At 71.4% G+C, this 23,924-nt stretch carries 23 protein-coding genes and 1 other RNA gene; 17 read left to right on the forward strand and 7 right to left on the reverse strand.

Going from position 1 to position 23,924, the window contains the following annotated elements:
* The first annotated feature begins 1 nt into the window (after nucleotide 1).
* Nucleotides 2–928: a hypothetical protein gene (locus tag C3492_RS02670; RefSeq protein WP_103810083.1), complete on the forward strand. Its 927-nt coding sequence runs from the start codon at nucleotides 2–4 to the stop codon at nucleotides 926–928.
* Between the two features lie 76 nt (nucleotides 929–1,004).
* Here C3492_RS02670 and C3492_RS02675 read toward each other — a convergent pair whose 3' ends face one another.
* Nucleotides 1,005–1,205 carry a hypothetical protein gene (locus C3492_RS02675; protein ID WP_103810084.1) on the reverse strand — a complete coding sequence of 67 codons (201 nt, stop codon included), beginning with the start codon at nucleotides 1,203–1,205 and terminating at the stop codon, nucleotides 1,005–1,007.
* 262 nt (nucleotides 1,206–1,467) lie between these two features.
* On the opposite strand from C3492_RS02675, the gene ftsE reads away from it, so the two are divergent.
* From ftsE to ssrA, 5 genes are all read left to right on the forward strand, one after another.
* Complete coding sequence (ftsE, locus tag C3492_RS02680; RefSeq protein ID WP_030610589.1) at nucleotides 1,468–2,157, forward strand: cell division ATP-binding protein FtsE; 690 nt, start codon at nucleotides 1,468–1,470, stop codon at nucleotides 2,155–2,157.
* Nucleotides 2,158–2,199: 42 nt separating this feature from the next.
* Nucleotides 2,200–3,117 (forward strand): permease-like cell division protein FtsX, encoded by a 918-nt coding sequence (gene ftsX / locus C3492_RS02685; RefSeq protein WP_103810085.1) that lies wholly within the window; start codon nucleotides 2,200–2,202, stop codon nucleotides 3,115–3,117.
* Between the two features lie 68 nt (nucleotides 3,118–3,185).
* Complete coding sequence (locus tag C3492_RS02690) at nucleotides 3,186–4,373, forward strand: S41 family peptidase (protein WP_181140165.1); 1,188 nt, start codon at nucleotides 3,186–3,188, stop codon at nucleotides 4,371–4,373.
* Between the two features lie 68 nt (nucleotides 4,374–4,441).
* On the forward strand, nucleotides 4,442–4,984 hold the full coding sequence (gene smpB / locus C3492_RS02695) for an SsrA-binding protein SmpB (protein WP_103810087.1): 543 nt from the start codon (nucleotides 4,442–4,444) through the stop codon (nucleotides 4,982–4,984).
* 119 nt (nucleotides 4,985–5,103) lie between these two features.
* Nucleotides 5,104–5,473: a transfer-messenger RNA gene (gene ssrA, locus C3492_RS02700) on the forward strand.
* 65 nt (nucleotides 5,474–5,538) lie between these two features.
* On the opposite strand, the gene C3492_RS02705 is transcribed toward ssrA, so the two are convergent.
* Nucleotides 5,539–6,867 carry an MFS transporter gene (locus tag C3492_RS02705; RefSeq protein WP_258055455.1) on the reverse strand — a complete coding sequence of 443 codons (1,329 nt, stop codon included), beginning with the start codon at nucleotides 6,865–6,867 and terminating at the stop codon, nucleotides 5,539–5,541.
* 84 nt (nucleotides 6,868–6,951) lie between these two features.
* Here C3492_RS02705 and C3492_RS02710 point away from each other — a divergent pair, with 84 nt between their 5' ends.
* The 3 genes from C3492_RS02710 (at nucleotide 6,952) to C3492_RS02720 (ending at nucleotide 11,510) form a co-directional block, all read left to right on the forward strand.
* Nucleotides 6,952–7,929 (forward strand): LysR family transcriptional regulator, encoded by a 978-nt coding sequence (locus C3492_RS02710; RefSeq protein ID WP_103810088.1) that lies wholly within the window; start codon nucleotides 6,952–6,954, stop codon nucleotides 7,927–7,929.
* Between the two features lie 670 nt (nucleotides 7,930–8,599).
* Entirely contained in the window at nucleotides 8,600–9,337 is a 738-nt protein-coding gene (locus C3492_RS02715) for a hypothetical protein (RefSeq protein ID WP_258055456.1), read from the forward strand.
* A gap of 22 nt (nucleotides 9,338–9,359) precedes the next feature.
* Nucleotides 9,360–11,510 carry a bifunctional polysaccharide deacetylase/glycosyltransferase family 2 protein gene (locus tag C3492_RS02720; RefSeq protein WP_103810089.1) on the forward strand — a complete coding sequence of 717 codons (2,151 nt, stop codon included), beginning with the start codon at nucleotides 9,360–9,362 and terminating at the stop codon, nucleotides 11,508–11,510.
* A 4-nt stretch (nucleotides 11,511–11,514) separates the two neighbouring features.
* Here the strand turns inward: C3492_RS02720 and C3492_RS02725 are convergent, their stop codons facing one another.
* The 3 genes from C3492_RS02725 to C3492_RS02735 are packed head-to-tail and all read right to left on the reverse strand — an operon-like array spanning nucleotide 11,515 to nucleotide 12,950.
* Nucleotides 11,515–11,850 (reverse strand): hypothetical protein, encoded by a 336-nt coding sequence (locus C3492_RS02725; RefSeq protein ID WP_103810090.1) that lies wholly within the window; start codon nucleotides 11,848–11,850, stop codon nucleotides 11,515–11,517.
* A gap of 32 nt (nucleotides 11,851–11,882) precedes the next feature.
* On the reverse strand, nucleotides 11,883–12,086 hold the full coding sequence (locus C3492_RS02730) for a DUF397 domain-containing protein (RefSeq protein WP_103810091.1): 204 nt from the start codon (nucleotides 12,084–12,086) through the stop codon (nucleotides 11,883–11,885).
* A 9-nt stretch (nucleotides 12,087–12,095) separates the two neighbouring features.
* Nucleotides 12,096–12,950 (reverse strand): helix-turn-helix transcriptional regulator, encoded by an 855-nt coding sequence (locus C3492_RS02735; RefSeq protein ID WP_103810092.1) that lies wholly within the window; start codon nucleotides 12,948–12,950, stop codon nucleotides 12,096–12,098.
* Nucleotides 12,951–13,176: 226 nt separating this feature from the next.
* Between C3492_RS02735 and C3492_RS02740 the strand changes: the two genes are divergently transcribed.
* From C3492_RS02740 to C3492_RS02750, 3 genes are read left to right on the forward strand one after another with little or no spacing between them, the layout of a single operon-like run.
* Nucleotides 13,177–13,653, forward strand: coding sequence for an ATP-binding protein (locus C3492_RS02740; RefSeq protein WP_103810093.1), 477 nt, complete (start codon nucleotides 13,177–13,179; stop codon nucleotides 13,651–13,653).
* Nucleotides 13,654–13,709: 56 nt separating this feature from the next.
* Complete coding sequence (locus C3492_RS02745; protein ID WP_103810094.1) at nucleotides 13,710–14,066, forward strand: hypothetical protein; 357 nt, start codon at nucleotides 13,710–13,712, stop codon at nucleotides 14,064–14,066.
* Nucleotides 14,063–14,314 (forward strand): hypothetical protein, encoded by a 252-nt coding sequence (locus C3492_RS02750; RefSeq protein ID WP_103810095.1) that lies wholly within the window; start codon nucleotides 14,063–14,065, stop codon nucleotides 14,312–14,314. The genes C3492_RS02745 and C3492_RS02750 overlap by 4 nt, the downstream gene beginning before the upstream one ends.
* 19 nt (nucleotides 14,315–14,333) lie before the next feature.
* Here C3492_RS02750 and C3492_RS02755 read toward each other — a convergent pair whose 3' ends face one another.
* Together C3492_RS02755 and C3492_RS02760 are read right to left on the reverse strand one after the other, a co-directional pair.
* Nucleotides 14,334–15,485, reverse strand: a complete 1,152-nt coding sequence (locus tag C3492_RS02755; protein WP_103810096.1) for a uroporphyrinogen-III synthase — start codon at nucleotides 15,483–15,485, stop codon at nucleotides 14,334–14,336.
* 86 nt (nucleotides 15,486–15,571) lie between these two features.
* Nucleotides 15,572–16,945 carry a NarK/NasA family nitrate transporter gene (locus tag C3492_RS02760; protein ID WP_103810097.1) on the reverse strand — a complete coding sequence of 458 codons (1,374 nt, stop codon included), beginning with the start codon at nucleotides 16,943–16,945 and terminating at the stop codon, nucleotides 15,572–15,574.
* Nucleotides 16,946–17,215: 270 nt separating this feature from the next.
* On the opposite strand from C3492_RS02760, the gene C3492_RS02765 reads away from it, so the two are divergent.
* The 5 genes from C3492_RS02765 (at nucleotide 17,216) to C3492_RS02785 (ending at nucleotide 23,866) form a co-directional block, all read left to right on the forward strand.
* Nucleotides 17,216–17,809, forward strand: coding sequence for an ABATE domain-containing protein (locus C3492_RS02765; RefSeq protein ID WP_103810098.1), 594 nt, complete (start codon nucleotides 17,216–17,218; stop codon nucleotides 17,807–17,809).
* A gap of 228 nt (nucleotides 17,810–18,037) precedes the next feature.
* Entirely contained in the window at nucleotides 18,038–18,622 is a 585-nt protein-coding gene (locus tag C3492_RS02770) for a sigma-70 family RNA polymerase sigma factor (RefSeq protein ID WP_009188888.1), read from the forward strand.
* A gap of 62 nt (nucleotides 18,623–18,684) precedes the next feature.
* Nucleotides 18,685–19,452 carry an anti-sigma factor gene (locus C3492_RS02775; RefSeq protein WP_181140166.1) on the forward strand — a complete coding sequence of 256 codons (768 nt, stop codon included), beginning with the start codon at nucleotides 18,685–18,687 and terminating at the stop codon, nucleotides 19,450–19,452.
* A gap of 275 nt (nucleotides 19,453–19,727) precedes the next feature.
* Entirely contained in the window at nucleotides 19,728–22,073 is a 2,346-nt protein-coding gene (locus tag C3492_RS02780) for a UvrD-helicase domain-containing protein (protein WP_103810100.1), read from the forward strand.
* Between the two features lie 377 nt (nucleotides 22,074–22,450).
* A complete protein-coding gene (locus C3492_RS02785) occupies nucleotides 22,451–23,866 on the forward strand; it encodes an NAD-dependent malic enzyme (protein WP_103810101.1) in 1,416 nt (471 codons plus the stop codon).
* Nucleotides 23,867–23,924 lie beyond the last annotated feature (58 nt).

Consider the following 23,924-nt stretch of genomic DNA (forward strand, 5'->3'; position numbering starts at 1 on the left):
TATGACGAAGAAGACGCGGATCCGGGTCGCGCGGATAGCCGCCGGCGCCGTGATCGCGGCCGGTGCGTCGCTGACGGCCGCCGGCGCGGCTTCCGCCCTGGACCTCGATGTCCAGGCGGGCCCGATCAGCCTCGGCGTGAGCGGTGTCGGCGCCGACGGGGGCACCACGGACGGTGGCGGCGACCCTTGCCCCGTCAGCATCTGCACCGGCACCAGCGGTGAGACGGGCACCACCGGTACGACGGGGGAGACCGGTACCACGGGCACCACCGGGGAGACGGGTACTACCGGAACCACCGGTACGACGGGCACCACCGGGGAAACCGGAACGACGGGTACCACGGGTGAGACCGGTACTACGGGCACCACGGGTACTACGGGCACCACGGGTACTACGGGCACCACGGGTACTACGGGCACCACGGGTACTACGGGCACCACGGGTACTACGGGCACCACGGGTACTACGGGCACCACGGGTACTACGGGCACCACCGGTACTACAGGCACCACGGGCACCACCGGCACCACGGGCACCACCGGCACCAGTGGCAGCAGCGGTACCACTGGCACTACCGGAACCACCGGTACCACCGGCACGACCGGTACCACCGGCGAGACGGGCACCACCGGCGAGACGGGCACCACCGGAAGCGGCACGTCGGGCTCCTCCGACGGCGGTTCCACCACCGGCGGCAACCACACCGGCCCCGACGGCGGCAACAACAACGTCCCGCAGGACGAGGGCTCCTCGGCGTTGACCGACACCGGCTCCGACACCTCGGCCCAGGGCGGCGACAAGCAGCTCGCCGAGACCGGTGCCGGCCAGACCGCGTTCCTGCTCGTCGGCGCCGCGACGATGATCGCCGGCGGCATCGGCTTCCGCATCCTGCCGCGCCTGGTGAGCGGCCGCGGCGCCGCCGCCTGACCGTAACCGCCAGGTCACGCAGGGCACACGTGCAAGGGCCCGGAGCCTCGGCTCCGGGCCCTTTGTGACGCTTCGGTCAGGCGGTCTGGTGCGCCAGCAGTGCCACCGCGGCGATCAGCACCGCCAGCAGCGCGATCAGCGCCATCGGGTTCACACCGCTCAGGCCTCCGAAGAAGCCCTCCTGCTGCAGTCGCTCGCGGTTGGCACGGCACACCGGGCACCGGCCCTCGCTCACGGGCGCCGCGCAGTTCGCGCACACCAACCGGTCGTACGTCATGCGCTCGCCCTCCTTGCACCGGCCATCACATGCACAACGCTCACGGGGACGAGAACGTTCCCCCGCGTTCCCGTCGTCCTTCGTTTCCCTTCCACTGTGCCAGGTTCCCGCGACGCGTGCGCGGGGCCTCCGGGAAGGGGGCGCGGGAAGCGGCCGGTACAAAAACGTACAAGTCTTGCCCAACCTCAACCCGCGACTGCACTTGCACACCCGGTTCGCGTATGGTCACGCTCATCTACCCCCGGCGACCCGTGGTGCATCCGTGATCCGATTCGACAACGTCTCCAAGGTCTACCCCAAGCAGACCCGCCCCGCACTCAGGGATGTCTCCCTGGAGGTGGAGAAGGGCGAGTTCGTCTTCCTCGTGGGGTCCTCCGGCTCCGGAAAGTCCACCTTCCTGCGGCTCATCCTCCGCGAGGAGCGGTGCAGCCACGGTCAGGTGCACGTGCTGGGCAAGGACCTCGCACGGCTGTCCAACTGGAAGGTGCCGCAGATGCGCCGCCAGCTGGGCACCGTCTTCCAGGACTTCCGGCTGCTGCCGAACAAGACGGTCGCGGAGAACGTGGCCTTCGCCCAGGAGGTCATCGGCAAGTCCCGTGGCGAGATCCGCAAGTCCGTGCCGCAGGTGCTCGATCTCGTCGGGCTCGGCGGCAAGGAGGACCGCAGGCCCGGCGAACTGTCCGGTGGTGAGCAGCAGCGCGTCGCCATCGCGCGCGCGTTCGTCAACCGGCCGAAGCTGCTCATCGCCGACGAGCCCACCGGCAACCTCGACCCGCAGACCTCCGTCGGCATCATGAAGCTGCTCGACCGCATCAACCGGACGGGCACCACCGTCATCATGGCGACGCACGACCAGAACATCGTGGACCAGATGCGCAAGCGCGTCATCGAGCTGGAGAAGGGCCGCCTCGTCCGCGACCAGGCCCGCGGCGTCTACGGCTACCAGCACTGACCGCACCAGCACCCAGTTCCGGAAAGGCCTGAAGAACCCGCCATGCGCGCCCAGTTCGTCCTGTCGGAGATCGGTGTCGGTCTCCGCCGCAATCTGACGATGACCTTCGCCGTCATCGTCTCCGTCGCCCTCTCCCTGGCCCTGTTCGGCGGCTCGCTGCTGATGAGCGACCAGGTGAGCACCATGAAGGGCTACTGGTACGACAAGGTCAACGTCTCGATCTTCCTGTGCAACAAGCACGACGCCGAGAACGACGTCCACTGCGCCAAGGGCGCGGTCACCGAGGACCAGAAGAAGCAGATCCTCGCGGACCTGGACAAGATGCCGGTCGTCGAGAAGGTGACCTACGAGTCGCAGGACGAGGCGTACAAGCACTACAAGGAACAGTTCGGCAACTCCCCGCTGGCCGGCTCGCTGACGCCGGACCAGATGCAGGAGTCGTACCGGATCAAGCTCAAGGACCCGCAGAAGTACCAGGTGATCGCGTCCGCGTTCAACGGGCGGGACGGCGTGCAGTCGGTGCAGGACCAGAAGGGCATCCTGGACAACCTCTTCCAGTTGCTGAACCTGATGAACCGGGGCGCGCTCGGCGTGATGGCGATGATGCTGATCGTCGCGCTCCTGCTGATCGTCAACACCGTGCGCGTCTCGGCGTTCAGCCGGCGGCGGGAAACCGGGATCATGCGTCTGGTCGGTGCCTCCGGCTTCTACATCCAGGCGCCGTTCATCGCGGAGGCCGCGGTCGCCGGACTCATCGGCGGCGGCCTCGCCTGCGTGGCGCTCGTCGTCGGCCGGTACTTCACCATCGACCACGGCATGGAGCTGTCCCACAAGCTCACGCTCATCAACTTCGTCGGCTGGGACGCGGTGTTGACCAAGCTGCCGCTGATCCTCGCCACCAGTGTCCTGATGCCGTCGCTCGCCGCGTTCTTCGCGTTGCGCAAGTATCTGAAGGTGTGACGCATGCCAAGGGGGTCGTACGGTCATCGGGCCGTACGGCCCCTTCGCGTTGCCCTAGACTCGCCGCCATGTCAGGCCGTGACCCGTTCTGTCAGCCCCGCCGCGTCCGCCGCGGGGCCACCCTGACATTGGTCTTCGCCGGTGTGCTGATCGCCGGTGCCGCCACCGGTTCCTTCCCGGAACCCGACGTTCCCGCACGGAAGACCGCCGCCGGCCCGGCGGGCCCGGCCGCCCGGCACGAGGCCGTCGAGAGGGCCGCCGCGGAGGCGATGGCCGACGGCAAGTCCCCGATGGAGGCGGCGGAGAGGGCCGTCAGCCGCAGCGGGGACCGCTGGGCCGCGGTCTACTCCGAGGGCGAGTACGAGGAGTTCCAGGACGCGCTCGACGGCCGGTACACGGGTGTCGGCCTGTGGGCGGGGCAGGAGGCGGACGGCGGGATCGAGGTGACCCGGGTGCAGTCCGGCTCGCCCGCCGCCGACGCCGGGATCCGGGTCGGCGACCGGTTGCGCAGCGTCGACGGCAGGAAGGTCGACGGGCGGCCGGTCACCGAGGTGGTCGCCCTGCTCCGCGGCGACGCGCTGCGCGGCGACGGCGATGACTCCCCGGCCGGTACGACGGTCACCCTCGGCCTGGAGCGCGGCACGCGCGCGTGGACCGAGACCCTGCACCGGGCCCGGCTGTCCACCGACTCCGTGACCGTGCGCCGGCTGCCCGACGGCGTCACCGTGCTCAAGATCGCCGCGTTCACCAAGGGCTCCGCCGGAGCGGTCCGCGAGGCGCTGCGCGCCGCCCCGGCCGACGGCCGGACCGTCCTGGACCTGCGGGGCAACTCCGGCGGCCTGGTCACCGAGGCCGTGGACACCGCCTCCGTCTTCCTGGACGGCGGACTGGTCGCCACCTACGACGTCGACGGCGCCCAGCGCGCCCTGCACGCCGCCTCCGGCGGCGACACCACCCGTCCCCTGGTCGTCCTCGTCGACGGCGGCACCATGAGCGCGGCCGAACTGCTCACGGGTGCCCTTCAGGACCGGGGCCGCGCGGTGGTGATCGGCTCCCGCACCTTCGGCAAGGGCTCGATCCAGATGCCGACCGAGCTGCCCGACGGCTCGGTGGCCGAGCTGACCGTCGGCCACTACCGCACCCCCTCCGGCCGCGCGGTGGACGGCCGGGGCATCACCCCCGACCTGGAGGCGGGGCCGGAGCGGGCCCTGCCACGGGCGGAGAGGGTCCTCACCGGGCTGGGCGACCCGTCGTAGCCACGCGTAATCGGCTGTACGCACACCCCCTGTGTGGTGCGAAAATGGTGGGCACTATGAGCAAGGGAATGTACGTACCGAAGGAGTCCCAGCCCAAGCAGGGCGGCGGGGCCGCCAAGGCCAGGGACGGCGAGAAGGGCGGCAAGCGCAAGATCGTCGCCCAGAACAAGAAGGCCCGGCACGACTACGCGATCATCGACACCTACGAGGCCGGGCTCGTCCTCATGGGCACGGAGGTCAAGTCGCTGCGCGAGGGACGGACCTCGCTGACCGACGGCTTCGTCCAGATCGACCGGGGGGAGGCGTGGCTGCACAACGCCCACATCCCCGAGTATCACCAGGGCAGCTGGACCAACCACTCCGCGCGCCGCAAGCGCAAGCTGCTCCTGCACCGCGAGGAGATCGACAAGCTGGAGTCGAAGTCCCAGGAGACGGGACACACCATCGTGCCCCTCGCCATCTACTTCAAGGACGGCCGGGCGAAGGCCGAGATCGCTCTCGCGCGGGGCAAGAAGGAGTACGACAAGCGGCAGACGCTGCGGGAGCAGCAGGACCGGCGGGAGGCGGACCGGGCGATCGCGGCGGCGAAGCGCAGGCAGCGCGGCTACTAGCCGGCCGACGGGCCGACGGGAATAGGCTGGCATCGTCGGGCGTTGGTCACGTACGATGGCACTGCACTCCACAGAGGGTGCGCGAACCCTCCTCCGGGAGGGGTTTGAAAAATCAACATGGGGATGATCGGTTTCGACAGCGGCTGTCGAAGCAGGGGAAGCGTGTCGAGGAAGCGGCAATGATCTCGTAAACCATATGTCGCAAAAAATAATCGCCAACACCAAGCGCGATTCCTTCGCCCTCGCTGCCTAAGTAGCGACTTGCGAAGTGTCAGCCCGGGGCTGTTCCCGACCCGGATCCTGGCATCAGCTAGGGAACTAAACCTCTAGACCCGGTCACGGGGTGTAGAGGGAAATCAAACAGTGACTGAGCCCGTCGGAGACTTGTCCGCGTGATCTCCGGGGCCGAGAAAATCGCAGCGGACTGCACACGGAGAAGCCCTGATTCCGCACCGTTGGACGCGGGTTCGATTCCCGCCATCTCCACGAGGCCCCTCCGGGGGTCGACCCCATGTGGGCACAGGCCCCGTCGCTTTCGAGCGGCGGGGCCTTTGTCATGGGGTGGCGCCCCGGGGGTGCGGGTCTGCTTCCGGCCGCGGGTCCGTCGTGGCTGTTCGCGCGGTTCCCCGTGCCCCTTCGGGGCGCTTCCGCACCCGGCCGGCGCCGGTGAGCGCGGCCAGCCCCAGAGCGAGGGTGGCGGCGGCCACCGGTGCGGCGTACGCGGTGGTGGGGGAGAGGTGTTCCGCCGCCCAGCCGCCCGTCGCCGAGCCGCACGCGATACCGGTGAGCAGGCCCGTCACCATCAGACTCATCCCCTCGTTGAGCCGGTCGGCCGGGGTCCGCCGCTGCACCAGCGTCATCGCCGTCACCATGGTCGGTGCCGTCGCCATCCCCGCCACTAGCAGCGCACCCGCCAGCACCGGCAGGGACCGGGTGCCGGCCGCGAGCCAGGGCAGGGTCATGAGCCCGGCCATGGCCGCCAGACACCAGGAGAAGCGCACCCCGGCCGGCTTCCGCGCCCCGTACACCAGCCCCGCCGCGCACGAGCCCGCCGCCTGGAGCGCGAGCACGGCACCGGCCGCCGCGCGGTGCCCCTGCGCGTCGGCGTAGGCGATCGTGACGACCTCCATGGAGCCGAACACCGCGCCGGTCGCGGTGAAGCACGCCAGCAGGGGCGGGACACCCGGGCTGCGCAGCGGCGAGGGTCCCTGCGCACGGGGCGTCGGCGGCGGCTCGGTCGCCCGCTGCGCGAGGAAGAGCAGCACGCCGGCGAGCAGCAGCACCGCCCCGGTGAGCGTGCCCGCCTCCAGGAAGAAGGTGCCGGTCAGGAAGGACGCGAGCACCGGCCCGAGCATGAAGCACAGCTCGTCCGCGGCCTGCTCGAACGCGTTCGCCGAGTGCAGCGCGCCGGGCTCGTCCCGCAGCAGATGGGCCCAGCGGGCGCGGGACAGGCCGCCGATGTTGGGGGTGGCCGCGGTGCCGGCGTAGGCGGCGAACAGGGTCCAGTCCGGGGCGTCGTAGCGGACGCACAGCAGCAACGCGAGGCTGCCCAGCACGGACACGACCGTGGCCGGCAGCGCGACCCGGGCCTGCCCGTGCCGGTCGACCAGCCGGGCGAGCCAGGGCCCGGCCAGCGCGGTCGCCGCGAGCCCCGTCGCGGTGACGGCACCGGCGAGGGCGTACGAGCCACGGGAACCGGCGATCATCACGACCGCGCTCACGCTGAACATGCCCATCGGCAGGCGGGCGAGGAGGTTGCCGGTGGTGAAGGCGCGGGCGCCGGGGAGACGGAACAGGCGGCGATACCCACCGACTTGGTCTCTCTCGCCGGCTGTTCGGCTGTCTTGAGCGTCTTGAGCGTCCTGGGCGGTCTCTTGGGGCATGGCTCAACGGTCGCCCGGAGTGGATCACCGGGTCCAACACCTTCTGCGTCCCGATTCACGCGCTCACGTTGTAAATTCGCCGCCATGCCCGCCCCCGCCGCCCACATGGACCCCCGCCTGCTGCGGGCCTTCGTCGCCGTCGCCGAGGAACTGCACTTCACCCGGGCGGCGGCCCGGCTGTACGTCGCCCAGCAGGCGCTCAGCCGGGACGTACGGCGGCTGGAACGGGAGCTGGGTGCCGAGTTGTTCGTACGGACCACCCGGCAGGTCACGCTGACCCCGGACGGCGAGCGCCTGCTGCCGCACGCGCGCCGGGTCCTCGCCGCCCAGGACGACCTGCTCGCCGCGTTCGCCGCCGGCCAGGCCCGCCCGCTGCTGGTCGACCTCAACTCGCCGGGCCTGGCCACCGGCCGCCGCGTACTGCACCGGGCCCGTGAACTCGCCCCCGACTGCGAGCTGATGGCCCGCTACGAGAGCGGCCTGACCGGAGCCGCAGCCGAGTTGCTCGCCGGCCGCCTGGACGTCTCCTTCGGCCGGTTCGCCGGCCTGGACCCGGCGCTCCGCTCCTCCCTGGAGCAGCAACCGGTGCGGTACGAGCCGATGGCCGTCGTGCTGCCCGACGACCACCCGCTGGCCGAGTCGGCGCGGGTGCCGCTGTCCGCGCTGGCCGGCGAGACGGTGTACGCCGGTGCCGGGAACCCGCGCACCCGGGAGTGGACCGACCTGGCCTTGCGCCTCTTCCGGGACCGCGCCATCCGGCTCGCCCCGCCGCTCCCGCTGGCCGTCGGTGACGAGGAGTTCGGCCGCATCATGGCGAAGACCCGCAATCCGGTGCTGGCCGTCGTGGACTTCCCGCCCCTGCCCGGCACGGTACGACGGCCCCTCGTCGACCCCGTCCCGCTGTCGCCCGTCTCCCTGGTCTGGCGGAAGGGACTGGTACATCCCGGATTGACCGCGCTGCGGAAGGCGGTGGCCGAGATCGCACGGGTGGAGGGGTGGCTGCGGCGACCCGTCGACGGATGGATTCCGGCCATGGATGAGGACGTGATGAACGGCGGGTGACAGGCGGTGACGGGTCTCCGCCCGGGTCGGCCCGGCGCGCGGCACCCCTCCGCGTGCGTTACATTCTTGGCCCGGACACACGGTTGTAGTGGGGGCGCTCGGACCCGGTGGGGGTCTGGTCCGGTCGACGGGTGCCCGGAATCGTGAGCGCGCCCGGAACTGTCCCGTGGGGGGATGAACGCGCGTGAAAAATTGTCCTGAAGACGCCCAACCTGAGGGGCGAGTGGTGGCGTCCGCAGGGCGCGGTGAGCCGGTGGGCGGGGGCGACGAGCAGATGAAATCGGACGCGGTGGCTGTGCAGGGTGCGGAGTCTGGTGTCGGTGCGGGTGGTGACGCGGCTGCGCTTGATGACGGGCGTGCCACTGAGACCGAGACTGGTGAGGCCTCCGAGGCTGCGGAGACCGTAGCCGAGTCGGCCGGGTCCGAGGGGCACGTCGAATCCGAGGCGTCCGCCGAATCGGAACCGCGTGCTGAGTCGGAGCGGTCTGCCGAATCGGAGCCGCGTGCCGAATCGGAGCCGCCTGCTGAGTCGGCCGAGCCCGCGGAACCCATCGAGCCCGGCACGCCCATCGTCTCTGCCGAAGCCGGCAAGCGCGCCCAGTCTGCCGATTCCGCCGAACCCGGCAGCCGTGCCGAGTCTGCCCATTCCGCCGACGCCGGCAAGCCCGGCGTGCCCGCCGTTCCCCCCGCGCAGGAGCTCTCCGCGACCTCCACCGGCACCGCAGAAGCCCCGGCGTCCTCCTCCGCTCCCGAGCCCACCCCGGCCCCTGCTTCCACCCCGCAGGACGCGACCATCGAGCTGGGCGACGTACGACTCGGCGCCGTGGGTGCGGAGTCGGCCGTACGGGACCCCCGTGGCTCGGACGGGCCGGTCTTCGTGGACGAGTCGGGCCGTCGTAGCCGCCGTTTCCGCCGGCTCGGCGTGGCCGTCGCCGTCGCCTGTGCCGGTTACGCCGCCGTCATCGTCGCCACCCTGCTGTCCGGCAACTCCGCCGCCCCCTGGCTGCCGGTGCCGGGACAGCACGAGGACAAGCCGGCCGGCAAGGTGGACACCTCGCCGCTGCCCAGCGTCTCCGCGACCCCGACCACGACCCCGCCGGGAGCCGGCACGGTGACCGCACCCGTCGTCGGTGCCGAGGCGGGCGGCACGGCCGTACCGGCCGGCGGAGCGCCCGCCGGTGCCGACGCCTCCCCGTCCACCGAGCCGGAGGACGGCACCGCCTCGGCGCCCGCCGCCGACACCGGCACCACCGGCTCCCCGACCCCGTCGGCCCCGGCCACCGACGTGTCCCCGGCACCGTCCGCCACCGGCACCGCCACCGCTCCGGCACCCACGGCGACCCCGTCGGGCCGTACCCACACCCCGCCCGGTCACACCCGGCGCCCGCACCCCAAGCTCTCCCTCTGACGACCAGGCGGAACACCCCCAGATGGCCTCACACCCCCGCCGCCGTACCCGGCTGCCGCTGCGCTACCTGCTCCCCCTCCTGGTCCTGGTGGCGACCCTGGCGATGCTCATGCTGCGCGGCTACGTGCACAACGAGATCCTCGCCGACCACCGCATCCGGCCTTCGGCGGCGAACGACAGGGTTCCGCAGCGCATCCTGGACGGCGGTCCGGTCATCGACACGCGCGACGGCCGCAGCGACAGCCTGCGCATACCCGACCACCGCATCGTCCTCACCTTCGACGACGGCCCCGACCCGACCTGGACCCCGAAGGTGCTCGACGTGCTGAAGAAGCACCACGCGCACGCGGTCTTCTTCGTCACCGGCACCATGACCTCCCGCCACCCCGAGCTGGTACGGCGCATGGTCGCCGAGGGCCACGAGGTCGGCCTGCACACCTTCGGCCACCCGGACCTGTCGTACCACTCCACGAAGCGCATCGACTGGGAGCTGTCGCAGAACCAGCTCGCGCTCGCCGGCGCGGCCGGAATCCGCAGCTCGCTGTTCCGGCCGCCGTACTCCTCCTCCGCCAACGCGATCGACAACCGGTCCTGGCCGGTGACGCGGTACATCGGCAGCCGGGGCTACCTCACGGTCGTGGACGACACCGACAGCGAGGACTGGCGCAAGCCGGGTGTCGAGCGGATCATCCTCAACGCCACGCCCCACGGCGGCCGGGGCGCGGTCGTCCTCATGCACGACTCGGGCGGCGACCGGCACCAGACCGTCCAGGCGCTCGACCAGCTCCTGCCCCGGCTCCAGCAGCGGGGCTACACCTTCCAGACCCTCACCGCGGCCCTGCGGGCGCCGAGCGCCGACACCCGGGTCACCGGGGTCGACCTGTGGAAGGGCAAGGCCTGGATCTTCCTGGTGAAGGCGTCCGACAACATCACCACGGTCCTCGTCGCCGGTCTCGCCGTCGTCGGCTGCCTCGTCTTCGCCCGCTTCGGCCTGATGCTGCTGCTGTCCGGCGCGCACGCCCGCCGCACCCGGCGCCCCGGCTTCCGCTGGGGCGAGGAGCCGGTGACCGAGCCGGTGTCGGTGCTGGTGCCGGCGTACAACGAGGCCAAGTGCATCGAGAACACGGTCCGTTCGCTCATGCGCAGCGAGCACCCCATCGAAGTGCTGGTCATCGACGACGGCTCGGCGGACGGCACGGCCGACATCGTCCAGGCGCTGGACCTGCCGGACGTACGGGTGATCCGCCAGGCCAACGCGGGCAAGCCGGCCGCGCTCAACCGGGGCCTGGCGAACGCCCGTCACGAGCTGGTCGTGATGATGGACGGCGACACCGTCTTCGAACCGGCCACCGTCAGGGAACTCGTCCAGCCCTTCGCCGACCCGCGCGTCGGCGCCGTCGCCGGCAACGCCAAGGTCGGCAACAAGAACCGGCTCATCGGCGCGTGGCAGCACATCGAGTACGTGATGGGCTTCAACCTCGACCGCCGCATGTACGACATCCTGCGCTGCATGCCGACGATCCCGGGTGCGGTCGGGGCGTTCCGCCGCTCGGCTCTGCAACGGGTCGGCGGCATGAGCGACGACACCCTCGCCGAGGACACCGACGTCACGATGGCCCTGCACCGCGACGGCTGGCGCGTGGTGTACGCCGAGAAGGCCCGCGCCTGGACGGAGGCGCCCGAGTCGGTCCAGCAGCTGTGGTCCCAGCGGTACCGCTGGTCGTACGGCACCATGCAGGCCATCTGGAAGCACCGCGGCGCACTGTTCGACCGGGGGCCGTCGGGCCGCTTCGGCCGTGTGGGCCTGCCCCTCGTCTCGCTCTTCATGGTCGTGGCCCCGCTCCTGGCCCCCCTGATCGACCTCTTCCTGGTCTACGGGCTGGTCTTCGGCCCGACGGCCAAGACGGTCCTGGCCTGGTGCGCGGTCCTGGCCGTCCAGGCGCTCTGCGCGGCGTACGCCTTCCACCTGGACCGCGAACGCCTCACCCCGCTGTTCTCCCTCCCCCTCCAGCAGCTCCTCTACCGCCAGCTGATGTACGTCGTCCTGCTCCAGTCCTGGATCACCGCCCTCACCGGCGGCCGACTGCGCTGGCAGAAACTCCGCCGCACGGGCGGGGTGGCGGCACCGCCGACCGAGCGGCCCCCGGTCCCGGAGGCGACCCCGGCCGGCTGACCGACTACTCCCGATGGGTCACGGCGTCCTTCTGCAACTGCACCGCCGCCAGCAGGCTCAGACCCGGCTCGGCCTGGCGCAGCGCCTTCACGGCGGCGACGGAGGCGAGGTCCCCGGTGAACCCGACGTCGGCGAGCCTGGCGCGGACCCAGTCGGCCCGCAGCCGTCCCTCACTGGCACCGGCGGTGGCCCCGACGAGCGCGACGGCCCGCTCCAGCCCCGCCCGCTCCTCCTCCGGGGCCCGGTCCAACGCCTCCCGCAGCGCCGCCACGACCAGGTCCGAGTCCCGGATGACCAGCACGAGGTCTTGCTTCTTGCCGAATCCCGCGAGTCCCTTCATACGGCCAGGGTGGACGCGAGGAGCCGCCCTTTTCAAACCACTTGAGGAGTTCCAGAGCCTTTGTCCGCTCGGAGGTAGGGAAGGAAGTCCGCCCAAGTGGAGGGGGTGAGGGTGAGGTGGCGGGCGATGGGGGTCTTGGAGTCGCGGATGTGGACGGCGGTGGGGGTGGTGGCTATCTCCACGCAGTTCGAGCCGTCGGAGCTGTAGGTGGACTTCCGCCAGTGGAGGGTCGGCATGGTTTCTCCTTACAGGTTCTGGATGCGGTGATGGATGAAGTCACGCGTCTCGGCGGGACCGAGCGCGCAGGACTCCATCCGGTTCAGCACTGCCCGGTACTTGTTCAGCGGAGCCTCGGCGTCGATGAATTCACAGGCGCCGTGATGCGAGTCCAGCTGAACGGTGTCGAGCTGTGGGACGGGGCCCTCGACATAGTCGAAGGGCTGGCCGGTGGTCGGGAAGTCGTCCGCTCCGAAGGTGATGACGCGAACGGTGACGTGCGGGAGTTCGCTCATGTCGAGCAGATGCTTGAGCTGCCCCCGGGCCACGGCCGGGCCACCGAAGTTCATGTGGAGCGCCGATTCGTGGATGATCGCCGTGTACGGCGGGGGATCCGTCCTGTGCAGCACGCCCTGCCGTTTCATGCGGTGTGTGAGGCGGTGTTCGATCTCGTACTGCCGCATGGGCGGTGCTGCCGACTGCAAGATGGCGCGGGCGTGGTCGGTGGTCTGCAGAAGTGCCGGGATATGGATCATGAGCGCCACCCTCAACGCGGAGGCGTGGTGCTCCAGTTCGGCCAGGTCGACCAGCGCGGCAGGCAGGTGTTCGCGGTACTCCTCCCACCAGCCACGGGTGCGTCGTCCCGTCATCGCGGCGAGGGCATCGATGAGCGCTTCGTCCGAGCAGTCGTAGACGTGAGCCATGGAGCGCAGCCGGTCCGCGCTGATGGGCGTGCGGCCGGTTTCGATCATGCTGACACGCGACTGGTTGACGCCGAGCAGTTCGGCGGCACCGGTGGCGGTGAGTCCCGCCCGCTCCCGAAGTTTTCGCAGCTCTGCGCCCAGCCTTCGCTGCCGCAGCGTAGGGCTGTTGGTGGGCGGCACGACGTCTCCTTCCCGGCCGCGAAGCGGCGTTGCGCTCCCTCACAAGAGTGAAGTATGGACACATCTAGCCAGTTTCGTTAGATGCATCTAACCACTTGCCCTACGGTTACGACGTACCCCTCAACTCCCCGAGCCCACAAGCCGGAAGCGCACCTGACACAGGCAAAGCCACCGCCCGGCGCGACCAGTTGAGCGAGCCCGTTCCCTTCTCTCACCGGAGGTCTTCATGGGCACCGTATCCCTGCCCGACACCTGGGTGTACGCCCTTCGGCTGCCGCATGATCCCCGCGCGGCACGCGTCGCACGTATGACCGTACGGGCCGTGCTCAGCGGGCACGACAGACACGAAGTCCTGGACACCGTGGAACTGCTGACGTCCGAGCTGGTCGGCAACGCCTACCGGCACACCACCGGCCCCACCTCCCTCCGGCTCACCGCCCTCGCGGACGGCCGGCTGCGGGTCGGCGTCTGGGACAGTCACCCGCGCATCCCGGCGCCTTTCGGGCAGCCGCCCTGGGACCGCGTCCCGGTGCCTCCGCTGGACGCCGAAGAGGGGCGCGGGCTGCACCTCGTGCAGGAGTACGCCGACTCCTGGGGCGGCCTGTCCCTGGCCGACAGCCCGCTGGACCGGGGCGCCGGCAAGCTGCTGTGGTTCGAGGTGGGCGGGGTACGCCCGCGCCGGATGCCAGGTCGCTGTCCGTGATGGCCAGTACGGTGGGGTGCAGGAAGCCGAGCACGTGCGCACGGAGGAGCCGCGGCGTGACCACACAACCGAACCACAGTCACGAGCTGATCCCGCGCCCCGAGGGCACCCCGGCGGCGGTTCGAATCGCGCTGGCGCGCATCGCCCCGCACCGCCTTGGCGAAATGGAACAGCACAAGGAGCAGGCCCTGGGGGCCGCCCTCCAGGACGGCAAGATCGGCCACCTTCAGTACTGGCTCGCTTACTGGCAGGCACAGGTGGAGATCGAGCGGCGGCCCGACCTGCGCTCCCGCTACCAGGCCGCCCTCGTCGCCGTGCACAACGCCGGCAGCCGGGACGACCCCGAGTTCCGCACGGCGATGGCGGAACTGCGCGCGGTCGAGGCTGAGGCCCGGCAGGCGGTGTCCGCGTGACGTGGCGGTGGGAGTACGACCCGGACGAGGCGTACGTCATCGGCGGCGCTCCACCGGCCTTCGTGGCCGAGGTCGAGAAGCAGGCCGACGAACTGGTCCGCGCGGCCGCGGCGTTCTACCTCGACGGTGCCTCGTACCAGGAGGCGGGCCCGAAGGGGAACGTCTCGCACGTGCCCGGTGGGTTCTTCCTCTATCTGATCGTCCCGCGGCACGAGTGCCTCTACGTCCACCAGGCCACCTACTTGTGAACAGCGCCCGGACGCCGGCTCACGCGTCCGCGTACTTCGCGTCCGCCGCCGGGTCCAGGGCCAGGCGGTAGCCCCGCTTCACCACCGTCTGGATCAGCTTCGGTGCGCCGAGGGCCGTGCGGAGGCGGGCCATCGCCGTCTCGACGGCGTGTTCGTCGCGGCCCGCGCCGGGGAGGGCGCGCAGGAGGTCGGCGCGGGGGACGACCCAGCCGGGGCGGCGGGCCAGGGCGCGCAGGAGGGACATGCCGGCCGGGGGGACCGGCTTGAGGTCGCCGTCGACCAGGACCGCGTGGCCGCGGATCTCCACCCGGTGCCCGGCGATGGGCAGGGAGCGGGCGCGGGCCGGGAGTTCCTGGCAGAGGAGCTGGACCAGCGGGCCGAGGCGGAAGCGTTCCGGCTGGACGGTGTCCACCCCGCGGGCCTGGAGCGGGATCGCGGTGACCGGGCCGACGCAGGCCGGGAGGACGTCGTGGGCCAGGGCGGCCAGCAGGTCGTCCAGCAGGCCGCGGTCCTCCGCGCGGGACAGGAGGGAGGCCGCGGCGGGGGCGCTGGTGAAGGTGAGGGCGTCCACGCCACGGGTGACGGCCGCGTCCAGGAGGCGGTCGAGCGGGCTGAGGTCCTCGGGCGGCATCCAGCGGTACACCGGGACGGGCACCACTTCCGCCCCGGCGGCCCGCAGCGACTCCACGAAGCCGGGGAGCGGCTCGCCGTGGAGCTGCACGGCGACGCGGTCGCCGTCGACGCCCTCCTCCAGGAGGCGGTCCAGCACCTCGGCCAGGGATTCCGAGGAGGGTGACCATTCCTCGGTGAGCCCCGCCGCGCGGATCGCGCCCTTCACCTTGGGGCCGCGGGCCAGCAGGCGGACCCCGCTCAGCCGGCCCAGCAGCTGTTCGCCGAGGCCCCAGCCGTCGGCGGCCTCGACCCAGCCCCGGAAGCCGATCGCCGTGGTGGCGACCACGACGTCCGGCACCTGGTCGATGATCTCCTTCGTGGCGGCGAGCAGTTCGCCGTCGTCCGCGAGCGGCACGATCCGCAGGGCGGGGGCGTGCAGAACGGTGGCGCCGCGCCGCTGGAGCAGGGCGCCCAGCTCCTCGGCCCGGCGCGCGGCGGTGACGCCCACGGTGAACCCGGCGAGGGGGCCGTGCTCGGGGTGCTGCTCTTCGTCGTACATGGGCTCTCCTAGCTGACCGGCACGCCGATCGAGCCTGTCAACGATGCGTGACAGGCTCGGTTCGGCCCGATGTCGCCGGTGTTACGTCACACCTCGGCATAGCTGAGCTGGGACTTCGCCTCCGATGCGGCAGTCGCGGCCGGAACCCGCGCCGCCGTACGACGAAGGTATACGGCCCAGGTGACCGCGAAGCAGACGCCGTAGTAGACGAGGAAGGCGACGAACGCGCCCGTGCCGGAGCCGTAGGAGAGGAAGGACTGGCGGAAGGCCATGTTGATGCCCACGCCGCCGAGCGCGCCGACCGCGCCGATCAGTCCCATGGACGCGCCGGACAGCCGCCGGCCGTGGGCGACCGCCGCCTCGCCCTCCAGGCCCTTGGCCAGCGCCTTGGCCTGGAAGATGCCGGGGATCATCTTGAACGTCGAGCCGTTGCCGAGTCCGCTGAGCACGAACAGGACGACGAAGACCGACACGAACAGCGGCAGCGACTTCTGCATGCTGGCCACGATGAGCACGGCGGTGGCGGCGGCCATGCCGACGTAGTTCCACAAGGTGATGCGGGCGCCGCCGTAGCGGTCGGCGAGCCAGCCGCCGAGGGGGCGGATGAGGGAGCCGAGCAGCGGGCCGATGAAGGTGAGGTACGCGGCCTGGAGGGGCGTCCGGCCGAACCCGTTCGTCAGCACCTGGCCGAAGGCGAAGCTGTAGCCGATGAAGGAGCCGAAGGTGCCGATGTAGAGCAGGGACATGATCCAGGTGTGGGCGTCCCGGGCGGCGTCCTTGGCCGCTCCGGTGTCGTTCTTCACCGAGGACAGGTTGTCCATGAACAGCGCGGCGAGCACGGCGGCCACGACGATCAGCGGGATGTAGATGCCGAGCAGCACGCGCGGGCCGCCGCTCGCGCCGATGATGGCGAGGGCGGCGAGCTGGATGACGGGGACGCCGATGTTGCCGCCGCCCGCGTTGAGGCCGAGCGCCCAGCCCTTCTTCCTGAGCGGGAAGAAGGCGTTGATGTTGGTCATGGAGGAGGCGAAGTTGCCGCCGCCGATGCCTGCCAGCAGGCCCACCAGGAGGAAGGTGGAGTACGACGTCCCCGGCTCCATCACCACGAACGCGGCGACGGTCGGGATCAGCAGCAGGCTCGCCGAGATGATCGTCCAGTTGCGGCCGCCGAAGACGGCCACGGCGAAGGTGTACGGCACCCGGACCACCGCGCCGACCAGCGTGACCACCGACGTCAGCAGGAACTTGTCGGCGGGTGTGAGGCCGTACTCCGGGCCCATGAACAGGACCAGGACCGACCACAGGGTCCAGACGGAGAAGCCGATGTGCTCGGAGAGGACGGAGAACCAGAGGTTCCGGCGGGCGATCCGCTCCCCGGTCGCCTGCCAGAACGCCTCGTCCTCCGGATCCCAGCGCTCGATCCAGCGGCCACTGCGACGGGTTGGGGCTGGGCCTGTCATCACGCCTCCACGGTGCTCCGGCTGCTCGGTCTGCCGACCACTGACTCAGCCCGAAGGTAGGGAGGACGCGTTTCCGGCCTGTGGCTGTGGGTGACCGGAAGGGAACGTTGCTCTCACTCGGCCGGGGAAGGGCCGGTGAGGCGGGACGCCGGCCCCCGGATTCCCCCGGGATCCCACCGCGGGCGTGGCGCGAGGGGTTCCGGTGTCTCCTCCGCGCGGGCACTGTGGGAGAGACCCCCGCACGGTTCCTGCCCAGGCGGTGACTGGCACATGGCACTCGGTAGCGCCCCCTCCGTGTACGCGCCGCGGTTCGACGCCGGGCGGGTGTGCCTGGACCTCCTCGCCACCACGCATCCGGGCGAACGGCTGGACGGCGTCGGCGCGTTGTGCGCGTGGATCGGGAGCGCGGGGCTCGTGCCCGACGGTACGGCGCTCGGTCACGCCGACGCCTCCTGGCCGGCCGGGTTCCGGGAACTGCGCGGATGCGTGCGGGTGTTGGTGCGCGGGCCGGGTCCCGGGGACGCGTCGTCGTACGGGCGGGCGCTCGGGCGCGTGAACGAGCTCGCCCTCGGAGCGACCCCCGCGCCCGTCGCCGTACCCACGGAAGGCGGCGGGCTCGTGCGGGAGTTGGCCGGGCCGCCCGGCCTCGCGGCCCTGCTCGCCCTCGTCGCCCGGGACGCCGTGGAGTTGCTCACCGACCCCGTCGCGCGGGCCGCCGTACGGGAGTGCGAGGGGGACGACTGCCCGCTCGTGTACCTGGACACCTCCCGCGGCCGGCGCCGACGCTGGTGTTCCAGCGAGGCGTGCGGGAACCGGGAGCGGGTCGCCCGGCACCGGCGGCGGGCGGCGCTGGCGCGCGCCTGAGCCCGGAGTGATTTCTGCAACACCGGGTTTGGATGGCCGGTACACGGGAATCGCGCGGCGGGCTCGCCTGCGTGTCGGAGATGTGAAGATCGCGCGGTGGGAATGTGCGCGCATGTCCCGCTCGTCACGTCAGCCTCAAGAAATCTGTCACTCGGGTTTGAACACCGGGCCGCCCCCGTCCGTACGGGTGGGCGAGCGACCGACTGGGGGAACCCCCGGACACCGGAGGTGGGCGTGCGCAAGGATGCGGCCGTGGCCAATGAACGTGGAGCGAGGGCCCGACATCGCATGTCCTCACAGCCCTCGGAGCCGGATGAGGAGCTGATGCGTGCCCTGTACCGGGAGCACGCCGGACCTCTGCTCGCGTATGTCCTGCGGCTGGTCGCCGGTGACCGGCAGCGCGCCGAGGACGTCGTGCAGGAAACGCTCATCCGTGCCTGGAAGAACGCCGGTCAGCTCAATCGGGCGACCGGTTCGGTACGCCCCTGGCTGGTGACGGTCGCGCGCCGCATCGTCATCGACGGCCACCGCAGCCGGCAGGCCCGGCCGCAGGAGGTCGATCCGTCGCCGCTGGAGGTCATCCCCGCGGAGGACGAGATCGACAAGGCGCTGTGGCTGATGACGCTGTCGGACGCGCTCGACGACCTGACCCCGGCCCACCGGGAGGTGCTCGTCGAGACGTACTTCAAGGGGCGTACCGTCAATGAGGCGGCGGAAACACTGGGCATACCCAGCGGAACTGTCCGTTCCCGGGTGTTCTACGCCCTGCGGTCGATGAAGCTGGCACTGGAGGAGCGGGGGGTGACGGCGTGATGAGCAGCGGGTACGGGGGGATGCAGGGATTCGGACCGGGTGGTCCGGGTATGTCTGGGCCCATGAGCCCCAGTCAGGGATCTTCGGTGCCGAGCGAGCACGAGACCGTCGGCGCCTACGCCCTCGGCATTCTCGACGATGCCGAGGCAACCGCTTTCGAGGCCCATCTCGCCGGCTGCGAGTGGTGCGCCCAGCAACTGGACGAGCTGGCCGGGATGGAGCCGATGCTGGCCGCGCTCGCGGACCTGCCGGGCACCGGCAGCACGCCCGCGATCGGCGAGTCGCTGTCCGCCAGGCCCAGCCCGCGGGTGGTGGAGAAGCTGGTGGACGAGGTCGCCGAACGGCGGGCTCGGAAGCGCCGGCGCAGCATGTACATGATCGCGGCGGCCGCCGCGCTGATCATCGCCGGGCCGCTGGCCGCGGTGGCGGTGAACGGCGGCTCGGACGGGGGCGGGCAGGTCACCGCGACGCCGGCCCAGGCGACCTTCCGGACCATGTCCGACAAGAAGTCGGCCACGGACGCGTCGACCCACGTCAGCGCGACCGTCGCCATGGCGGGGAAGGACTGGGGCACCCAGGCGGTCCTGGAGCTGAAGAACGTCAAGGGCCCGCTGAAGTGCTCCCTGGTGCTCGTCGCCAAGAACGGGCAGCGCGTGACCATGTCGTCGTGGTCCGTGCCGAACTGGGGGTACGGCGTCCCGGACGCCAAGACGGAGCAGTCGAAGCAACCGCTGTACATCGGCGGGGCCGCGGCCTTCCAGCCCAACGAGATCGACCACTTCGAGGTGGTGACGTTCGAGGGCAAGAAGCTGGTCCAGGTGGACGCGTGACGCCCGCGGCAGCCGGGGCCGGGCCACGGGTGCGCCGGGCCGCCGACGCCCGCCCGGTCCGCGCCCCCGGGCTCCCGGCGGATCGCGGGCGGATGCCGCGCCGTAGCCGCGCCCGGCGTGTCGTCGTGATGCGCGGGGACTCCCCGGGCCGACGGCCCGCGGGCTTCGGTCCGTCGGCGCCGTCTTCCGGGAGGTCGCCGGAGTACCTCCCGTAGCTTCGACGGGCCCCCTTCGCGTACGGTTGACGGCTGCCCAGCACGTCAGAAGGGGGCCCGGTGGCCGCTCAGGTTCAGCAGTCCGCGGTCGGCTCGGTACAGGACGCACCCGATTCCGTCCGTGACCGGGAGATCAGCGTCGAGCAGGAACACCTGGACCGGGTGTACCAGCGCCTGGAGGAGAAGATCCACGAGGCCGAGTTCCTGATGCACGACGCGGCCAAGCGCGGCCAGGTGGGCACTCCGGGCGCGCTCGCCGAACGGGACGCGCAGGTCTTCCGGGCCGGTATCCACCTGAACCGGCTCAACAACGAGTTCGAGGACTTCCTCTTCGGGCGGATCGACCTGCTGCTCGGCAAGGACGGCAAGAAGGGGCCCGACGGGGCCTACACGGCGGTCGAGCCGGCCGAGGGGGCCGTGCGGCCGGACAACACCGCCGACATCGCCGAGACGCTGCACATCGGCCGTATCGGCGTCCTGGACGAGGACTACTCCCCGCTGGTCATCGACTGGCGCGCCCCCGCCGCCGCCCCCTTCTACCGGGCCACGCCCGTGGAGCCGGGACGGGTGGTGCGGCGCCGGGTCATCCGCTCCAAGGGGCGCCGGGTCCTCGGCGTGGAGGACGACCTGATGCGGCCCGAGCTGACGGCCTTCCTCGACGGCGATCAGCTGCCCGTCATCGGCGACGGCGCCCTGATGGCCGCGCTCGGCCAGGCCCGCGGCCACACCATGCGGGACATCGTCTCCTCCATCCAGGCCGAGCAGGACATGGTCATCCGGGCCCCCGCGGCCTCCATCACCTACGTGGAGGGCGGCCCGGGCACCGGCAAGACCGCCGTCGCACTGCACCGCGCGGCCTACCTGCTCTACCAGGACCGCAGACGCTACGCGGGCGGCATCCTCATCGTCTCCCCGACCCCGCTGCTCGTCGCCTACACCGAGGGCGTGCTGCCCTCGCTCGGCGAGGAGGGCCAGGTCGCCATCCGCGCGATCGGCTCGCTGGTCGACGGCGCGGAGGCCACGCTGTACGACTCCCCGGCCGTGGCCCGTGCCAAGGGCTCGTACCGGATGCTGAAGGTGCTGCGCAAGGCCGCCCGGGGCGCGCTGGAGCTGGGGCCGGCCGCTCCGGCGGAAGCCGCGGGGGAGGACACGGCCGCCGGTCCGCCCGGCCGGCTGCGCGTCGTCGCCTTCGGGCGCCGCCTGGAACTGGAGGCCGACGAGCTGGGACGCATCCGCCGTACCGCCCTCGGCGGCACCGCGCCCGTCAACCTGCTCCGCCCGCGCGCCCGCAAGCTGCTCCTGGACGCCCTGTGGGACCGCTCCGGCGCCGCCTCCCGGCACACCGACCCGGAGCTGGCCGCCGAGCTGCGCTCCTCCTTCGACGAGGACATCACGAGCGAGGACTCCTTCATCGCCTTCCTCGACGCGTGGTGGCCCGAGCTGACCCCGAAGGCCGTGCTCGCCGCCATGGCCGACGAGAAGCGGCTCGGCCGCTGGGCCCGCAGGATCCTCAACCCCGGTGAGGTCCGCAAGGTCGCCCGCTCGCTCCGGCGGGACGGGTACTCCGTGCACGACATCGCCATGCTCGACGAGCTCCAGGCGATCCTCGGCGCCCCGGCCCGGCCGCGCAGGAAGCGGGAGCTGGACCCGCTGGACCAGCTCACCGGCCTGGAGGAGCTGATGCCGGTGCGCGAGGAGTCGCAGCGGGAGCGGGCCGAGCGGCTGGCGCAGGAGCGCACCGAGTACGCGCACGTCATCGTGGACGAGGCGCAGGACCTCACGCCGATGCAGTGGCGCATGGTCGGCCGCCGCGGCCGGCACGCCACCTGGACGGTCGTCGGCGATCCGGCGCAGTCCTCCTGGTCCGACCCGGACGAGGCGGGCGAGGCCCGCGACGAGGCCCTCGGCACCCGGCCCCGGCGCCGCTTCCAGCTCACCGTGAACTACCGCAACCCGGCCGAGATCGCCGAGCTGGCCGCCAGGGTGCTGGCGCTCGCCATGCCCGGCTCCGAGGCCCCGTCGGCGGTGCGCTCCACCGGCGTACAGCCGCGCTTCACCGTCGTACGGGACTCGCTGGAGAAGACCGTGCGCGCGGAGGCCGAGCGGCTGCTCGGGCTGGTGGACGGCACGGTCGGCGTGGTGGTCGCGATGAACCGGCGCGAGGAGGCCCGGCGCTGGCTGGCCGGGCTCGGCGACCGGGTGGTGGCCCTCGGCAGCCTGGAGGCCAAGGGCCTGGAGTACGACGCCACGGTCGTGGTCTCGCCCGCGGAGATCGCCGACGAGTCGCCGGCCGGCCTGCGCGTGCTGTACGTGGCGCTGACCCGGGCCACCCAGCAGCTCACGGTGGTCTCGGGGGAGCGGGACGAGCCGGACGCGGCCGGGGTCCCGGATCTCCTCAGGGACTGAACCTCCCGTACGGGAATGGCCTTACGGGATCCGTTTGTTAGCCTTGGTGTGGCACCGGCCCGATCCAAGCCCCCGGGCCCAACCTTCGTCCCTCAGAGGGACCACTTGCCGCGAGGCGAGCATGGCGGGTCGGTGTCATGAACGTGTGAGAGACCCACGTCACCCAGTGACGTGGGTCTCTTTCTTTGCCCCGCGCGCCTCTTTCCTCTACTGATCGGATCTCGTATGGTGGAATTCGTTTTCCGAAATCAGCGCCTGTCGCGGCACCCCGCGTGAACACAACGTCCGTAACCCAGGGCGACTACCACGTACTCAGCGGTAGGTGCGACGATCGGACGGCACAACCCGCGACACGGTGAAAGCAGAGGAAGTCGGCCATGGCAACGGCGCCCAGCGTCTCCTACTCGATGACGATCCGGCTGGAGGTGCCCGCGAGCGGAACCGCCGTCTCGCAGCTCACCACCGCCGTGGAGTCCTCCGGAGGCTCGGTGACCGGCCTCGACGTCACCGCGTCCGGCCACGAGAAGCTCCGCATCGACGTGACCATCGCGGCCACCTCCACGGCCCACGCCGAGGAGATCGTCGAGAAGCTGCGCGGCATCGAGGGCGTCACCCTGGGCAAGGTCTCGGACCGTACGTTCCTCATGCACCTCGGCGGCAAGATCGAGATGGCGTCGAAGCACCCCATCCGCAACCGTGACGACCTGTCCATGGTCTACACGCCCGGTGTGGCCCGGGTCTGCATGGCCATCGCCGAGAACCCCGAGGACGCCCGTCGCCTCACCATCAAGCGCAACTCCGTTGCGGTCGTGACGGACGGCTCCGCCGTGCTCGGCCTCGGCAACATCGGCCCCAAGGCCGCGCTGCCCGTCATGGAGGGCAAGGCCGCCCTCTTCAAGCGCTTCGCCGGCATCGACGCCTGGCCGATCTGCCTGGACACCCAGGACACCGACGCGATCGTGGAGATCGTCAAGGCGATCGCCCCCGGCTTCGCCGGCATCAACCTGGAGGACATCTCCGCGCCGCGCTGCTTCGAGATCGAGGCCCGGCTGCGCGAGGCCCTCGACATCCCCGTCTTCCACGACGACCAGCACGGCACCGCCATCGTCGTGCTCGCCGCGCTGACCAACGCCCTGCGGGTCACGAACAAGGCGATCGAGAACATCCGGGTCGTCATGTCCGGCGCCGGCGCGGCCGGCACGGCCATCCTCAAGCTGCTCATCGCCGCCGGCGTGAAGAACGCCGTCGTCGCCGACATCCACGGGATCGTGCACGCCGACCGCGAGGACCTGGTGAACGCCCCGGCCGACTCGCCGCTGCGTTGGATCGCCGACAACACCAACCCCGAGGGCCTCACCGGCACCCTGAAGGAGGCCGTGCGCGGCGCCGACGTCTTCATCGGCGTCTCCGCCCCGAACGTCCTGGACGGCGCCGACGTGGCCGCCATGGCCGAGGGCGCCATCGTGTTCGCGCTCGCGAACCCGGACCCCGAGGTCGACCCGGCGATCGCCCGGCAGACCGCGGCCGTCGTGGCCACCGGCCGCTCCGACTTCCCGAACCAGATCAACAACGTGCTGGTCTTCCCTGGCGTCTTCCGCGGCCTGCTGGACGCCCAGTCCCGCACGGTCAACACCGAGATGATGCTCGCCGCCGCGAAGGCCCTCGCCGACGTGGTGACGGAGGACGAGCTGAACCCGAACTACATCATCCCGAGCGTCTTCAACGACAAGGTCGCCGGCGCCGTGGCCGGGGCGGTCCGCGAGGCCGCCAAGGCCGCCGGGGCGACCGTCTGATCAGGGCGTGCCGTAATGTGCAGGGGGCTGTGAGCATCACCACGGCGGCCCCCCGCAC

The organism is Streptomyces sp. Ru62, from assembly GCF_002920615.1.
In the GTDB taxonomy this organism is placed as follows: Bacteria; Actinomycetota; Actinomycetes; order Streptomycetales; family Streptomycetaceae; genus Streptomyces.